This window comes from Providencia sp. Je.9.19 (assembly GCF_051129765.1).
Taxonomy (GTDB): Bacteria; Pseudomonadota; Gammaproteobacteria; order Enterobacterales; family Enterobacteriaceae; genus Providencia.
In genome coordinates, this window is the sequence record NZ_JBCPSS010000001.1 from 529,541 (window position 1) to 545,155 (window position 15,615).

The window sequence follows — 15,615 nt, forward strand, 5'->3', positions numbered from 1 at the left end:
ACCCCATTTCGAAACCTGTTTACTGCAAATAGTGATGCTGACACGAGCACAGCTATTATAGTCTGCTAATTATTTTATGCTATCAGGACTGTAAAAGTATTAAAGCCCGAAAAGCGAAGAAAACAGCTTCATTTGAACAGTTATCTGTTTCATGCATTATCAAACCGCGAATCGCGTAATGCTTCTTTGACGCGTTTCAAGTTATCTCTAAATTTTTCGCCTCTTCTTAAAGTAAAACCCGTCGTTAAAACATCAATCACAGTTAATTGTGCTAAACGAGAGACCATTGGCATGTACATATCAGTATCTTCAGGGACATCAATGATAATAGAAAGTGTGGCCTCTTGTGACAGCGGGGAATTTTCTGAGGTAATGGCGATGACTGTTGCATCATTTTCACGCGCTAAACGTGCCATATTCACTAATGCTTTGGTTCTTCCTGTATGAGAAATCAGCACGATAACATCCCCCTCGCTACTATTGATACAGCTCATACGTTGCATCACAATATCATCAAAATAAATGACAGGAATATTAAAGCGAAAGAATTTATTCATTGCATCATGTGCTACGGCAGCAGATGCACCAAAACCAAAAAAGCTAATTTTGCGTGCTTGTGTTAGTAAATCAACTGCTCTATTGATGGCGCCGATATCAAGCGAGTGTTTGACATTATCTAACCCCGCCATTGCTGATTCGAATATTTTATGCGTATAAGTGTTAACGGTGTCGGTTTCTTCTATATGCCGATTAACATAGGGTGTGCCGTTCGCCAAGTTTTGCGCTAGACGTAGTTTAAAATCAGGAAAGCCCTTGGTATCCATTTTACGGCAAAATCGATTGACAGTAGGTTCGCTGACTTCAGCGAGTTGTGCCAAGGTGGCAATACTGAGATGAATGGCCTTTTGTGGCATACCTAAAATGACTTCAGCAACTTTTTTTTCAGATTTACTCAAAAAATCAAGACTGGTTTTCATTTGTTCTAAAATATTCATATAGCAAAAGTGCCTATTTCATCAAAAGGAGAAATTTTTCTGCCATCACGATATCCTGTGCTAATTATTGGTTATAGTTTTAAAGGCAGTCTGTATAAATGAAAATATACTATGTGTTAGCGGTGAGTTATCTAGCCATAGGGAATAAATGACTGATTTTTTGTGAAAGTTTGACCAGTATCTAATTTTCATATCAGTAAACTCACTACATATTTTGTTGTTTTATTTCAATTGTGAATTTTATTTAGCTTATAAATTAAATGTAGAGATAAAAGACACTAAAAATGCCTAGTGATTTGCTGTTTTTTTCAGCATAAAAACTGTGAGCTGCATCATCAATATTTACTGAGCACTTGCAAAAAGGTACATTAGCAAGAAGTAGCGCTAATTTTTAACAAAATGACAATAACAGCCTATCCCATTAGGCTATTTTTACCCGCTAAATTGAAATTGGGTCGTCTTAAAGATTGCTATGTATCAGTGTATGCTTTGATTTTTTAGCGATTTAGATTCAAATTAGCATTAACATTATGCCTAATGGGATAGGCTCTAAATTCCGCAAATTGAGGAGAACCAATATGGCGGTAAATAAAGCTGCTCAAGCTTGTGACTTGATTATTTTCGGTACTAAGGGAGATCTCGCTCGTCGTAAATTGCTTCCTTCTTTATATCAACTAGAAAAAGCAGGTTACATCCATCCTGATACACGTATTATCGGTGTGGGTCGGGCGCAATGGAGCCAGAGCGATTATATCGAATTCGTTAAACATGCATTAGATGAATTTTTAAAAGAGAAACTTGATACCGCACTTTGGGAGAAATTAAGTGCGCGTTTAGATTTCTGTAATTTAGATGTTAACGAAACGGATAGCTTTGTACGTCTGGCTGAGATGCTGAAACAAGATTGTCAGCCTGCAATCCATTATTTTGCTATGCCACCGAATACTTTTGGCGCAGTATGCCAAGGGCTTGGTCATGCAGGGTTAAATAAAGTGCCAAACCGCGTGGTGATGGAAAAACCATTAGGAACGAACTTGGCATCCTCTCAAGAAATCAATAATGAAGTTGCAAAATATTTTGATGAAAGCCAAGTTTATCGTATTGACCATTATCTTGGTAAAGAAACGGTTTTAAACTTATTAGCATTGCGTTTCGCTAACTCGTTATTCATTAATAACTGGGATAATCGAACAATTGATCATGTCCAGATAACAGTTGCAGAAGAAGTTGGTATAGAAGGGCGTTGGGGTTATTTTGATCAAGCGGGTCAAATGCGTGATATGGTGCAAAATCATTTACTGCAAATTCTGACCATGATTGCGATGTCACCGCCTGCAGATCTCACAACTGACCGTATCCGTGATGAAAAAGTTAAAGTTCTGCGTTCATTACGCCGTATTGACCACACTAACGTACGCGAAAAGGCGGTACGTGGACAATATACTGGTGGTTTTGTGCAAGGTAAAAAAGTGCCAGGCTATTTAGATGAAGATGGCGCGAATAAACAAAGCGCAACGGAATCATTTGTTGCTATACGTGTGGATATTGACGATTGGCGCTGGGCAGGAGTTCCATTCTACCTGCGTACAGGAAAACGCTTACCGGCAAAATGTTCCGAAGTAGTTGTTTATTTCAAAAAACCAGCGTTGAACATTTTCTCTGAAAGTTATCAAGATTTACCTCAGAACAAACTAACTATTCGTTTACAGCCAGATGAAGGCATCGATATCGAAATAATGAATAAAGCGCCGGGGCTAGATCATAAGCACCGCTTGCAAACCACAAAACTCGATTTGAGCTTCTCCGAAACTTTTAACCAGACGCACCTTGCTGATGCTTATGAGCGTTTATTGCTTGAAGCAATGCGTGGTATTCAAGCGCTGTTTGTTCGCCGCGATGAAGTTGAAGAGGCATGGAAATGGGTTGACTCAATCATGGATGCTTGGGCAATGGATAATGAGCCACCTAAGCCGTATCAAGCGGGGACATGGGGTCCTATTGCCTCTGTCGCAATGATCGCTCGTGATGGTCGTTCTTGGAATGAATTTGAGTAATATTTCACCTTCTTTTTAGGGTTGAAATAGCCAAATAGCTCAAAAAAGCACCTTCAAAAACACCTCAATATTAGGTTTTAATATTGGGGTGTTTTTATGTCAAAAATAAAAGTTTGGTTATATTTATCGGGGAACAACCATTGGTGTACCGGTAATAGGATCGGGAATGATTAAACAGGCTAAATTAAAGACTTGTTGAATGAGCTGCTCATTAATAATATCTTGCGGTTTCCCTTGAGCAAATATTTGCCCTTTTAACATCACAACTAAATTATCTGCATAGCGACAAGCTTGATTCAAGTCATGCAACACTGTCACAATAGTGCGCCCTTGTTCTTGATTTAATAATTGAAAAATAGTTAATAATTCAATTTGATAAGAAATATCGAGATAAGTGGTAGGCTCATCTAATAACAGAATTTCTGTCTGCTGTGCTAATACCATCGCTACCCAAACACGTTGGCGTTGTCCACCAGATAAAGCTTCCACGGGCTTATTTGCATATTCGGTGGTTTGTGTCACTTGCATTGCATTTTCTACCGCGTTCTTATCCTCATGGCTCCATTGGTGAATTAGACCTTGGTAAGGAAAACGACCTCTCGCCACTAAATCTATCACGGTAATGCCGGGAGGCGCTTGCATGGTTTGTGGTAGTAGCGCAATTTGGCGTGCAAGAATTTTAGTTGGGTAATGAGATAAGGGTAAATTATCAAGAGAGACATGACCTTCCAATGGTTTGAGTAAACGACATAAACTGCGTAATAAAGTCGATTTACCACAGCCATTAGGACCAATAATCACTGTGACCTGTTTATCTGGAATAGTTAATGAAATATCTTGGCAAATAGTGGTTTCTTGATACCCCAGTTTTAATTTGTGCGTTTGTAATCGGTTAATATTCATGAGGGATTCTATTATCTTTGTTTGAGAACGAATAAATCTGAAAATAAACAAATATTAAAGGTGCCGGTTAATCTAACACCTTTATTAATCATGATTAGAAGCGTAATTCTACAGTAGCTCCTAGCATTCTAGGGCGCTGATAAATTGCAGTTTCAATGTTGTTATCTGGAATAAGAATACGTTTATCAGAATCAAATAGATTCTGTGCGTAAAGGGTTGTACGTCCCCATTTGAAATCATAACCTAACTGTAGATTAGCAAGCCAAAATGAGTCGACTTTAGAGGTCTCGGTATTATTCGATTGAGAGAAATAATCGCCAGAGAACTGTACATTACCACTAACGTCAATCGATTCGGTTAATTGATATTTTGCCCCTATGTTTGCTGTGTAATTAGGTGCACGAGCAAGTTCCTTACCCTCAATTCCGCTATCGCCAAAATCTTTAATTTTCGTTTTTAATAATCCTATTCCCGTATTGAGTTCTAATGATTCAATAGGTTGATAAGCAATACTTAATTCTGCCCCATAGGTTTCTACTTTTTTCGCATTACGAATAGTTGTTGAATCAGGACCTAGATAGAAAGGTAGTTGCATATCCTTGTAATCGTTATAAAATAAGTTGGTCATAATAGACAACTTGTTATCAAGCAAACTGTTTCGTCCGTAGAGGCTATAGTTCCATACATACTCAGGGGAGTAGACGTAAGTGACAATCGGTTTTCCTAATGTGACACCTGCGCCGCCTCCGTTATAACCTCGCCCAACAGCAAACCCAACCGTTTGATTTTTTGCAGGTTTCCATGCTAAGTCAGCTTTAGGTAAAAATGTATTATAGGTTTCATCAAAATCAATCATCACTGTAGAGCTGCCACCTTTACGTGTATGTTGTTCGCGCTCAAAACGACCCGATAATGTGATATCAATTTCAGGGACCACAGTGTAAGTCAGTGAACTATAAGCTGATGCGGTATTGGTTTTATCATCGAAATAGCTGCCACCGAATAAATTCACAAATTCATCTTGTTTTGAGTGAAAATAACGCAAACCAACTATTCCACTGAGTATTTCATCGTCAGTTTTAAAACGAACCATGGGTTCGAGTTCAAATTCTTTTGCTTCAATATCGGCGCGTGGGCTTGGTGCTTTGGTTAAGCGATGAGTTGTAAAGTCGGTATAAATTAGCGTATTTTCTAGTGTGATATTTTCATTGGTTTCCCATGATGTGTTCCATATACCGCTGGTAGTTTTACGTTCAATAACGGGGCGGAAACGTGCTGGTGCTTCTGGCGCTAAGTTACTGGCCATTTTTGCTTCATTTTGTGGCGACCGACTATCAAGATGGCTAAACGTTAACTTACTTTTAAATTCGGGCATATCAAGAGGTTCATATAAAAGCTTACTACGGATTGTTGTTGATTCAATATCGCGGGGGTTACCTGCGGGAGAATAGCTATCCATTTTTGTAAAACTTTCACGTTCTTGTTTCTCGACAGTAAAGCGGAATGCCAGTTTGTCATCAATTAATGGGCCTGAAACCATCGCCGCCGTTTGTTGTGAGCCTTGTTGCCCCAATCCGCCTTTTACCGCACCTTCCCAATAAAACGTGGGGTCAAGTGTTTTGACTAAAATAGCTCCTGCAATCGCATTACGGCCTTGCACATAACTTTGTGGGTCACGAAAAATTTCAACTGTATCAACATCCCAAAGTGATTGTGCACCATAACCAAACTCATTATAGGTAAATGAACGGCCATCTACTGAAAAATTGACACGAGGGCGGGTACCACCTAAGAAGGCGATAGCCCCTTGTGCTGGGCCAGAACCATCAACACCACGGATAGCGGGAAGGGCATTACTATTTCCGGTATCAACAACATTGGGTGTCATCTGTAAGAGCGTATTTACGTCTGCATTTGGAATAGCTTCAATTTGTTTAAAATCATAAACCGTGACACTAGAACCTGTGTCATAAATAGATTTATTTAATTTTTCGCCTGTAACAATTAATACATCACCTTGGCTATCACGTTTTTTATTTTCGTTAACGGTAGTTTCTTTTTCAATCTCTTGTGCGCTAACGGTGAGAGGTATGGCCCAAAGTGTTGTCACTAAGGCGGCTTGAACCATTGTTGTTATCGTTGCTTTTTTTGTGTATAGAGTAAAAACACCAGACATTAATCTTTTCCTTTCATGCTATTAGCATGGTACAAGATGATTTGTAAGCTGCCCTTATTATTTCCAGTCTTAAAAAGAATAGTGGATTACTATTCTGAAAATACATCCCTAAAAAATATCTAACTTATTATTAGTATGATGACGGATTATTTTTATTAACTAGATCCTCTGTGTTCGTGCTAATAGCCAAAGTAAATAGCCTCCTCCAATGATCCCAGTCATTAAGCCAACAGGCATCATGACATTGAAAGGTAATTGCTGAGCAAGTGTATCGGCAAAGGTCAGTAACAACGCACCCATCAGTGCAGAACCGATAATCGGTAGTTTGCCTGAGTGGCTTAGCCGGATAACTAATTGGGGGGCTGCAAGTGCCACAAATGCGATAGGTCCTGCACAAGCCGTTGCTAATGAGGCAAGTATGACTGCACTAAAAATCATCATCCAACGTACTCTCGGGACATTCACGCCTAGTTGTTGTGCCATATCATCCCCCATCTCCATTAAAGTGAGCGATTTGGCATATAGAACAATAAAGGGAATTAATAACAGTAAGCCAATATAAATAGGGTATACATGGAACCATGTTCGGGCATTGAGTGAGCCAGCAAGCCACAAATTGGCAATAGTTGCATTATCAATATTACCCTTAACAAGTAAAAAACTATTAAAAGCGTGTAAAATGGCACCAATACCAATACCGACAAGGATCAAGGTATAACCTGACATTACCCCATTTTTAAATGATAGAAAGTACACCAATAATGCGGTTAATAACCCACCCGCTAAAGTCGAAAAAGCAATAGCGGAAATACTGCCATTAAAGATAATTATTTGCAGTAGTGCGCCAGTTGCCGCACCAGTGGTAAAACCAATAATATCTGGAGAGCCTAAAACATTTCGCGAAATAGATTGGAAAATTGCACCTGAAATACCAAGGGCTGCACCAACACCGATTGCAGTTAATAAACGTGGCAATCGAATATCCATGACTATTTTTTGTTGAATCGTTCCGTGTTCTTCACCTGTAAAGATACTGATTAACGTCGTGAAGTTGATAGGGAACTTTCCTGACGTGATTGCCCAAAAGCTTAATGACATAATTAATAGGAATAAAATGGTAGATATGAACATATCTCGAGGTGTGAAAACCCATGAAAATGAACGAAAATGCAAAACTAGGGTGCGATTGTGCCGACTCAATTTATTATTTTCACATTTCATAATGTTATGATCCGCCAGCGTTTTACGAGGTAGATAAAGAATGGTCCACCAATTAATGAAATCATAATGCCGACACTAATTTCACTCGGTGCGCCAATTATCCGCCCTAAGCAATCCGCAGCTAACATGAGTGTTGCACCTATTAACATCGACATTGGAAGAATGCGCCGATATTCACTTCCGACTAGACGTCGAGCAAAATGGGGAGCCGTTAATCCTAAAAAACTAATAGGGCCAACCGCTGCGGTTGCACTACCTGCGAGTAATACAATGGCCGTAGTTGAAAGTAACCAGACTCGGTTTTGATTTGTGCCTAACGTCTGGCTAAAATCATCACCTAAAGCGACAATATCTAATGATCTTGTTAATGAATAGGCGAGGATACTGCCTATTCCCACTAAAATCGAAATCGGGAAAAGTACCTCAAAACTTCTACCTTGCAAAGAGCCGACAACCCAGTGCCTAAATTGGTCAAATACGCGTTCATCGCTATTGACGGTCACCATATGGGTAATTGCGAGTAAGATTATTGACAGGGCAACCCCTGATAAGACCATTTTTACAGGATTTAACCCTTGGCGGATACCACCAAGAAGGTAGATGGCAATTCCAGCTAAAAATGCGCCGAGCAGACCAAACCACATATATACGGTAACATCAGTGATGCCAGTGAGTGCAATAACGGAAACAATAGCAACCATTGCACCTGCATTAATACCGAATAATCCAGGGTCGGCAAGAGGGTTACGGGTGAGGGCTTGCATTAACGTCCCCGCAGCACCTAAAGCAATACCGATAACAATAGCGAGTAACGTGCGAGGCAATCGTAAATAACGGACAAGAAGATGTTCACTATCTTGAGGATCAAAAAGCGTAAATGCGTGCCATGTAGTTGATATATCCACAGAACGACTGCCTACACATAAACTTATTATGGCAAATAGGAGTAAGAGTAAAAAACATCCTCGTACTCCCCAATTTGTTTGGCGATTAATGGAAGACATTGGCTTAAGTCTCACTGACCAAAACGCGAGACAATGTCATTAATCATCTCTTGGGCGCTGTAATAATCAACACGAAATGAATTCACGCCTAGGCCATAAACTTGTTTATTTTTTACTGAAATGACATTTGCAAGGATAGGGTCTGCCATAAATGTTTCGGCTTCTTTTTCGGTTCCTCTCATTAAAAAGGTTGTTGGTGCGGTTAATTGAGTTAAGTGTTCGTATTGTGCCCAAACAAAGTCAGAAACAGGCTTATCTTTGGGCTGCCAATTGATATTAGCACTTTCAATGGTGAAGCCGAGTTGTTGTAACAAAATTGCATGAGGGCTGGTTGTTAATGAAATGGGGTTGACTGTACCGGGGCCAAAGTAGGAAACGATATTAACCTCACCTTTAGGTATTTTAAGCTTATTTTTACTTTCAGTTACTAAAGTTTTAAAGCGTTGTAAAACATCAGCCGCTTGTTGCTCCATACCTGTTGCTTGACCTAATTGTACGGCTAAGCTTTCCCAGCCTTGTTTGCCATAATCCAATACAATTGTAGGCGCAATTTGTTGAAATTGTGCCACTTGTGGATAAACCGTATCACCACCATTGATTGAAACAATGATTAAATCAGGTGCGACTAAGTAAGCCATCTCTAAATCAACGCTGCCTGCGGGCCAAAGTTTTTCAATACCTTTTTCTTTCGCAAGTTGATCCCATTGGGCAAAATACTGACCATTTGCTGCTGTTGAACTTGCGACTACAGGCGCATTAATTGCCAGTAAGGTTCCTGTAATGGAAACTGAAGCAGATAGGATACGCTTAGGCTGAGTTTTAATTTCGACAGAGGAACCGTCTACACTGGTAAAGGTGCGAGGCCATGATTGGCTATTGGCACCAACTTGGGTATTTGAGATCGCGTAACTCGAAAAATGAGTAAATAAAAACAATAAAATAGTGCAGGCAAGCGTTTTTAGCATGACAGATTTCCAAATTAAGCGGGTAATTATTAACACAACGAATGGTATTGTCAATGATAATCATAACTAATATCATTAGCAACAAACTGATTGGATAAAATAGGAAATGTGCGTGTGAATACACAAAAATCACTTTGTATTGGTCTGTCGCTATCACCGACTTGGTTATCGACTAAGAACGAGAAAAATCAAGATGTAAATAAGGCGCTAATTCTTTCATTACCTTATTATATGAATCTAGCCAAACGTGCGGAGGTTGCAAAACTAGATTTTCTATTTCGACCTGATGCACTTTTTTTAAATATTGATATATTGAATCAATCACCGGCTTTTGGTGGTTTAGACCCTTCGATATTAATAGCCGCTATTGCACAAGAAACTGATTATATTGGTTTTATTTCGACACTATCCACTTTATTTTATCCACCATTTATAGCAGCTAGACAATTACAGTCATTAAACTGGATAACTCAGGGACGGATAGGCTGGAATATCGTTACTGCCTTGAAAGGCCAAGAAAACTTTGGTCAAAAAGTTTTACCTGATTCACAGGAGCGATATGAAATCGCAAAGGAGTTTACGCAAATATTGGAAGCACTTTGGCAAAGTTATCCGCATAGCAGCTTAGAAAATAAGGGTAGAGCGGATAGGGTTCAACAACCAATAAAACCTATTGAGCATCAAGGGTGCTTTTTTGAGGTTCAAGGCCCGTTAAATATTCCAGCCTATCCCGCTAAAATTCCTTATTTTCAAGCTGGAGCATCAGAGGCGGGGCGAGACTTTGCCGCTTCTACTGCAGACGGTATTTTTGCCGCAACCCCCGATATTGATTCTGCCATTGAATTTCGCCGTGATATTAGAGAGCGAGCGCAACAAATGGGGCGAGATGTAAATAGTATAAGAGTATTACCTGGTTTAAGTTTTTATATAGCGGCGACACGTGAAGAAGCATATCAGTGTTTTGAACAGCAGCATACGACACCTGACTTCAACAGACAATTTCGCTATATAGAGTCATTAATTGGTATTAATTTATCGTCGTTATCCCTCGATACCATTGTAACCGAAGCGATGATCCAGACGGATTTTAATTCATCATATAGCCAAACACATGCGCAGTTATTGCGGCGGTTTATTTGTCGTAATCAACCCACGGTTAAGGCGTTATTGGCCTCTCCAGAAGTAAATGGTTCCGCCCATTGGCGTATTATTGGTACTGTAGATGACATGGTTAATGAAATTGAAAATTGGAGCGCTTGCCAAGCTTGCGATGGTTTTATTGCATTACCTTGTGGTTCAGAGCAATCATTAAATTTATTTCTGGAGCAAGTGATTCCGAAATTACAAGAAAAAGGACTCTTCCGACAGGATTACCAAGAACAATCGTTATGGGAAAGGTTACGAGGTTAACCACTTATTTATGCTAACAGCCCCTACGGGGCTGCTGAATTTTTAATTTTTATTTATAAAACTAGTTCACTGCGACCTGTTGCGACCATATGAATAATCGCTTGTTCAATACGCAAGCATGCCATTTTTGCAGCATCAGGAACAGATAAACCAGCGAGTATTTGTGCTGTTAATTCTGCACCAAATAAATCACCGGTTCCTTTTGGTGTGACAGGGTAACGTTTGTGCTGGATGACTGCGACATCTTTTTGGGTCACGCAAACCACTTCAATACTGTCATCATCAGGCTGAAATGCACTCGTAATAATAACCCATTGAGTATGGCCTTTTAATAATGAACGAGCCGCATTCACTGCATCGTCTAAATTATTTATTTCTTGACCACTTAAAGTCATCAATTCAAATCGGTTAGGTATGATCCCGGTCGCTAGGGGGATCACGGCGTCGCGATAAACATCTGCAATCTCTGGGGGAATGTAAAAACCACTATCTTCATCCCCCATCACAGGATCAACAATAACGGGTATTGTTGGACGTAAGTCACGAACGCAAGAAAGCCAATTAGCTAAATCTTGTGCTTTTTCTTTTGAACCTAAATAGCCGGTTAAAATGGCTTTAACGCTATCCAGACTACCTCGTTCAAGAAAACCTTTTAAATAACCACGAAACCATTCACCTGGTAACTCACCGCCATAGCAAGATGTATAGTGAGGTGTATTACTTAAAACGACAGTGGGGACAGCTGCGACTCGTAAGCCTTGTTTGCTCAATGCCGGAACTGCAATGCTATTGCCAACACTGCCGTAAACTACTTGGGATTGGATAGACACAACATCATAAGGAAGTGGGGTAGCATCTGCGGCATTTTGAAAACTATTAGAGGTAAGATTGAAAGTATCCATTTGTTTCTCTTCGGTGTATCTCATTCATATAACTCTATAAGAATCTGGTTCGTTTAAGTTGTCAATGGCAAACATGAGAATCGAGATCCATATGGCTTTTACAGCATAAAAAAGGGAAAAAACGATTTTTTTTACTCAAAACGTCGAACAGAAAATGTCATTATTATGGTTGGTTATTCGTATTTCATCTCATGATTCAATGGTTTGTTTGTATGTTAATGAATAATTATGCACTATATTATGCATTCTTTTTTGTGATATAAAAAATGTTTGTATTCATTGACTTAATGAAAATGGCATGCTAAAAATAGCAGGTAATCATTAATCAACATGAGGGTTCGGAGTAAATTGGATGGATGTCCATCTGATGAAATGAATAAGATATCATGCTTAGCTCAACTAGCGGCAAGATCAATAAGTCACAAAAAAGAACGTCACATAAGCTTTTCCTTTCAGCTATCCTTTCCAGTGAGCATTACTGGTGTGGTGCATTATAGCGTCTCTCTCTTATATTCATTCTGCTGAATAAAATCAGCAACTCGTTGTTATCGATTGAATTTATTAACAACTTTGCGGCTAGAGAATTAACTTAATTGTGAGTTTTATCTGTATAAAAAACAGACTAGCGTATGGTTGTGCTTAGAGGGACTATATAATGATTTATTGGATATTTTTAGCATTAGCTATCGTTACGGAAGTTATCGGCACATTATCAATGAAACATGCCAGCGTTAGCGGCGATTTTACTGGAATGGCAGTCATGTATGTGATGATTGCGACATCTTATGTTTTGTTAGCTATTGCAGTAAAAAAAGTAGCGCTCGGTGTGGCTTACGCATTGTGGGAAGGATTTGGTATTTTATTGATCACCACATTCAGTGTGATGTGGTTTGGTGAGTCTTTATCGCCAATGAAAATTGGTGGATTAGTATTACTGATCACCGGTATTGGATTGATTAAATCAGGAACGAAAAAAGCAACCGTGCGCGGTTCTGCGCAAAAAGTAAAACAAGTGGCAGAACACGCAGTAAATGTTGCAAAATCAGGGGCTTTACCACGTAGTGAAGCCAAGTCGGAGGCGTAATCATGGCCAGTCAATTTGAGTGGTGGCATGCAGCGTTTTTGATTTTAGCTGTAGTGTTAGAGATTATTGCGAACATTTTTTTAAAAATGTCTAATGGTTTTAAACGCTATTGGTTAGGTATTCTCTCTTTAGTTGCAGTACTTGGTGCATTTAGTTCATTGGCACAAGCAGTAAAAGGAATTGAATTATCAATTGCTTATGCACTTTGGGGTGCTTTCGGTATTATTGCAACGGTTGCTGCTGGTTGGATTTTGTTTAACCAGCGCCTCAACTATAAAGGTTGGGGGGGTATCGTACTGATGTTAGTGGGTATGGTATTGATAAAAATGTCTTAGTTCACAATATATCAATTAATTACAATAACTTGATATACCTAGCACTAAAACCAAGTGACATTATAAGCACAAAAAAAGCTTCTTTTTAAAGAAGCTTTTTTATTGATAATTTTTAAATCAATTAGTTAACTGCCGCAATGATTTTGATTTCAACTTTGTATTCAGGTTTCATCAATGTGGCTTCAACAGTACAGCGCACAGGAGCGCTACCAGCAACAACCCATGCATCCCAAGCTTGATTCATTCCAGAAAAATCAGCTTTGTTAGCAAGAAAAATGGTTGCATCTAAGATCTTACTCTTATCAGAACCAACTCGTTCTAACATGATATCAATCGCTGCCAATGTATTGGTTGTTTGCGCAATAATGTCAGCATCTAAATTTTCAGGGACGCTAGTGTAATAGATAACATCGTTGTGAATAACGGCTTCAGACCAACGGTTGTCGGGGTCAATACGTTTAATCGTCATGGTTTTTCCTTATAATTAAAGCTAATCAAGGATATCAGTTTGCTAATGTGATGAACATTGCTTCTATTCATGAAAATATAATTAGCTCAGCAGCCAAAGCCAACTCATGGTAAAGTGAGTGACTTTTTATTGTATAATTGACGGATTTTTTAGTGCACGATGACTTTTCTGCAAATGGCTTTCTAGCTAGAACAATCCCCGGATTTCAACCTCGAGCCGCACAGGTCACCATGTCCAATGCGGTGACTGAATCAATTGATGCGCAAAATGTGCTGGTGGCTGAAGCGGGAACAGGTACGGGTAAAACTTATGCTTATCTTGTACCTGCGTTACGTTCGGGTAAAAAAGTGATTGTTTCCACAGGGTCAAAGGCACTGCAAGACCAGCTTTATCACCGTGACCTACCAACAATTATTGATGCGATGAATTACACGGGACGTACCGCTTTATTGAAAGGGCGCTCTAACTATCTTTGTCTCGAAAGACTTGATCAGCAATCGTTGGGTGGCGGAAGCCTTGAACCTGAAATTCTTTCAGCTGTCGTGAGATTGCGTAGTTGGTCGATAGAATCAGAACTCGGAGATACCAGCACTTGCCATGATATTGCGGAAGATAGCCCTGTCTGGCCATTGGTTACTAGCACTAACGATAATTGCTTAGGTAGTGATTGCCCTAGGTATCAAGAATGTTTTGTGTTAAAAGCCCGCCGAAAAGCGCTTGAAGCTGATATTGTGGTGGTCAATCATCACTTATTTATGGCAGATAGAGTCGTTAAAGACACTGGATTTGGTGAGTTAATTCCACAAGCAGATGTGATGATCTTTGATGAGGCCCACCAAATACCCGATATTGCGAGCCAATATTTTGGACAGCAACTCAGTAGTCGACAATTGCTCGATCTTGCTCGTGATATGGTTATAACTTATCGTACTGAATTAAAAGATCAGGTCCAATTGCAAAAAAGTGCGGATAGGCTGACACAAAGTACCCTTGATTTTAGGATTAACCTTGGGGAAAACAGTTTTCGCGGAAACTTGCGTGATTTACTCAAACAATCGGTAGTTCAGCGTGCATTAACCTTACTCGACGATGCTTTAGAGCTCTGTTATGAAGTTATTAAAACTTCACTCGGACGTTCACAATCATTAGATTCGATATTTGAACGAGTCACAATTTATCGTAATAGGCTCAATCGACTTAAAGATGTCACTATTCCAGGCTATAGCTACTGGTTTGAAAGTTATGGGCGCCATTTTTTGTTAGCGTTAACGCCTTTAACTGTTGCGGATAAATTCAGTGAAATGATAGCGAATACACCAGCAAGTTGGGTATTTACGTCAGCAACGCTGTCAGTGAATGATAAACTGAGTCATTTTACGGATAGGCTTGGATTAAAATCAGCCAAAACATTGTTACTGGCAAGCCCCTTTGATTTTGCGAGCCAAACCTTGCTTTGTGTTCCGCGTTTTGCACCGGAACCGAATCAAAGAGGCAGCGCACAAAAGCTTGCGACTATGCTCAGACCATTGATTGAAAAAAATGGTGGGCGTTGCTTTTTTCTTTGTACCTCCCATTTAATGATGCGGGAATTAGCGGAAGAGTTTAAATCGACCTTAACCTTGCCTGTATTAATGCAGGGGGAAAGCAGTAAAAATAAATTGTTATCCCAATTTATTGCAGCGGGTAATGCCGTTCTAGTGGCAACCAGCAGTTTTTGGGAAGGGGTTGACGTGAGAGGTGACAGATTAAGCTGTGTCATTATTGATAAACTTCCATTTACTGCACCGGATGATCCATTATTACGCGCTAGAATTGAAGATTGTGAATTACGCGGCGGCGATCCTTTTGCTGATGTACAATTACCTGATGCCGTCATCACCTTAAAGCAGGGGGTAGGTCGCTTGATCCGAGATACTAGTGACTATGGTGTCATTGTTATTTGTGATAATCGATTGGTTACTCGGCCGTATGGTGAGGTTTTTTTGACGAGCCTACCACCGTCACCTCGAACTAGAAGTTTAACTAAAGCAATTGAATTCCTAGAAAAAAAAAGAAAGCAGGTTAATAACAAAAGTTGAATCAACGGGTTATCGTTTT

Annotated in this window: 13 protein-coding genes; 5 read left to right on the forward strand and 8 right to left on the reverse strand. The window is 39.6% G+C overall.

Features of this window, described 5'->3' with window-relative positions:
* Positions 1–149 precede the first annotated feature (149 nt).
* Positions 150–995 (reverse strand): MurR/RpiR family transcriptional regulator, encoded by an 846-nt coding sequence (locus AAZR93_RS02595; RefSeq protein WP_336428991.1) that lies wholly within the window; start codon positions 993–995, stop codon positions 150–152.
* A gap of 578 nt (positions 996–1,573) precedes the next feature.
* Here AAZR93_RS02595 and zwf point away from each other — a divergent pair.
* Positions 1,574–3,049 carry a glucose-6-phosphate dehydrogenase gene (zwf, locus tag AAZR93_RS02600; RefSeq protein ID WP_434718884.1) on the forward strand — a complete coding sequence of 492 codons (1,476 nt, stop codon included), beginning with the start codon at positions 1,574–1,576 and terminating at the stop codon, positions 3,047–3,049.
* Between the two features lie 123 nt (positions 3,050–3,172).
* On the opposite strand, the gene AAZR93_RS02605 is transcribed toward zwf, so the two are convergent.
* The 5 genes from AAZR93_RS02605 to fepB form a co-directional block, all read right to left on the reverse strand.
* Positions 3,173–3,952 carry an ABC transporter ATP-binding protein gene (locus tag AAZR93_RS02605; RefSeq protein WP_294103457.1) on the reverse strand — a complete coding sequence of 260 codons (780 nt, stop codon included), beginning with the start codon at positions 3,950–3,952 and terminating at the stop codon, positions 3,173–3,175.
* Positions 3,953–4,046: 94 nt separating this feature from the next.
* Entirely contained in the window at positions 4,047–6,128 is a 2,082-nt protein-coding gene (locus AAZR93_RS02610; protein ID WP_434718885.1) for a TonB-dependent receptor, read from the reverse strand.
* Positions 6,129–6,287: 159 nt separating this feature from the next.
* Positions 6,288–7,349: a FecCD family ABC transporter permease gene (locus AAZR93_RS02615; protein ID WP_434718886.1), complete on the reverse strand. Its 1,062-nt coding sequence runs from the start codon at positions 7,347–7,349 to the stop codon at positions 6,288–6,290.
* Positions 7,346–8,353, reverse strand: coding sequence for a FecCD family ABC transporter permease (locus AAZR93_RS02620; protein WP_434718887.1), 1,008 nt, complete (start codon positions 8,351–8,353; stop codon positions 7,346–7,348). Before AAZR93_RS02620 ends, AAZR93_RS02615 begins: the two co-directional genes overlap by 4 nt.
* An 11-nt stretch (positions 8,354–8,364) precedes the next feature.
* A complete protein-coding gene (gene fepB / locus AAZR93_RS02625) occupies positions 8,365–9,318 on the reverse strand; it encodes a Fe2+-enterobactin ABC transporter substrate-binding protein (RefSeq protein WP_434718888.1) in 954 nt (317 codons plus the stop codon).
* 114 nt (positions 9,319–9,432) lie between these two features.
* Between fepB and AAZR93_RS02630 the strand changes: the two genes are divergently transcribed.
* The gene (locus tag AAZR93_RS02630; RefSeq protein ID WP_434718889.1) at positions 9,433–10,728 is read left to right on the forward strand and encodes an NtaA/DmoA family FMN-dependent monooxygenase; all 1,296 of its coding nucleotides are present in this window, start codon (positions 9,433–9,435) and stop codon (positions 10,726–10,728) included.
* Positions 10,729–10,781: 53 nt separating this feature from the next.
* Here AAZR93_RS02630 and pdxK read toward each other — a convergent pair whose 3' ends face one another.
* Positions 10,782–11,630 (reverse strand): pyridoxine/pyridoxal/pyridoxamine kinase, encoded by an 849-nt coding sequence (gene pdxK / locus AAZR93_RS02635; RefSeq protein ID WP_434718890.1) that lies wholly within the window; start codon positions 11,628–11,630, stop codon positions 10,782–10,784.
* A gap of 655 nt (positions 11,631–12,285) precedes the next feature.
* On the opposite strand from pdxK, the gene mdtJ reads away from it, so the two are divergent.
* Both mdtJ and mdtI read left to right on the forward strand, forming a co-directional pair.
* Positions 12,286–12,714: a multidrug/spermidine efflux SMR transporter subunit MdtJ gene (gene mdtJ / locus AAZR93_RS02640; RefSeq protein WP_294103472.1), complete on the forward strand. Its 429-nt coding sequence runs from the start codon at positions 12,286–12,288 to the stop codon at positions 12,712–12,714.
* Positions 12,715–12,716: 2 nt separating this feature from the next.
* Positions 12,717–13,049, forward strand: coding sequence for a multidrug/spermidine efflux SMR transporter subunit MdtI (gene mdtI / locus AAZR93_RS02645; protein WP_294103474.1), 333 nt, complete (start codon positions 12,717–12,719; stop codon positions 13,047–13,049).
* A gap of 121 nt (positions 13,050–13,170) precedes the next feature.
* Here mdtI and AAZR93_RS02650 read toward each other — a convergent pair whose 3' ends face one another.
* Positions 13,171–13,518, reverse strand: a complete 348-nt coding sequence (locus tag AAZR93_RS02650) for a RidA family protein (RefSeq protein WP_294103476.1) — start codon at positions 13,516–13,518, stop codon at positions 13,171–13,173.
* A gap of 152 nt (positions 13,519–13,670) precedes the next feature.
* Between AAZR93_RS02650 and AAZR93_RS02655 the strand changes: the two genes are divergently transcribed.
* Positions 13,671–15,596, forward strand: a complete 1,926-nt coding sequence (locus AAZR93_RS02655) for an ATP-dependent DNA helicase (protein WP_336428995.1) — start codon at positions 13,671–13,673, stop codon at positions 15,594–15,596.
* Positions 15,597–15,615 lie beyond the last annotated feature (19 nt).

Coding starts and splice junctions, on each gene's coding strand:
- mdtJ (WP_294103472.1), top strand. CDS start 12,286: ATGATTTATTGGATATTTTTAGCATTAGCTATCGTTACGGAAGTTATC.
- AAZR93_RS02650 (WP_294103476.1), bottom strand. CDS start 13,518: ATGACGATTAAACGTATTGACCCCGACAACCGTTGGTCTGAAGCCGTT.
- mdtI (WP_294103474.1), top strand. CDS start 12,717: ATGGCCAGTCAATTTGAGTGGTGGCATGCAGCGTTTTTGATTTTAGCT.
- fepB (WP_434718888.1), bottom strand. CDS start 9,318: ATGCTAAAAACGCTTGCCTGCACTATTTTATTGTTTTTATTTACTCAT.
- pdxK (WP_434718890.1), bottom strand. CDS start 11,630: ATGGATACTTTCAATCTTACCTCTAATAGTTTTCAAAATGCCGCAGAT.
- AAZR93_RS02610 (WP_434718885.1), bottom strand. CDS start 6,128: ATGTCTGGTGTTTTTACTCTATACACAAAAAAAGCAACGATAACAACA.
- AAZR93_RS02605 (WP_294103457.1), bottom strand. CDS start 3,952: ATGAATATTAACCGATTACAAACGCACAAATTAAAACTGGGGTATCAA.
- AAZR93_RS02620 (WP_434718887.1), bottom strand. CDS start 8,353: ATGTCTTCCATTAATCGCCAAACAAATTGGGGAGTACGAGGATGTTTT.
- zwf (WP_434718884.1), top strand. CDS start 1,574: ATGGCGGTAAATAAAGCTGCTCAAGCTTGTGACTTGATTATTTTCGGT.
- AAZR93_RS02615 (WP_434718886.1), bottom strand. CDS start 7,349: ATGAAATGTGAAAATAATAAATTGAGTCGGCACAATCGCACCCTAGTT.
- AAZR93_RS02595 (WP_336428991.1), bottom strand. CDS start 995: ATGAATATTTTAGAACAAATGAAAACCAGTCTTGATTTTTTGAGTAAA.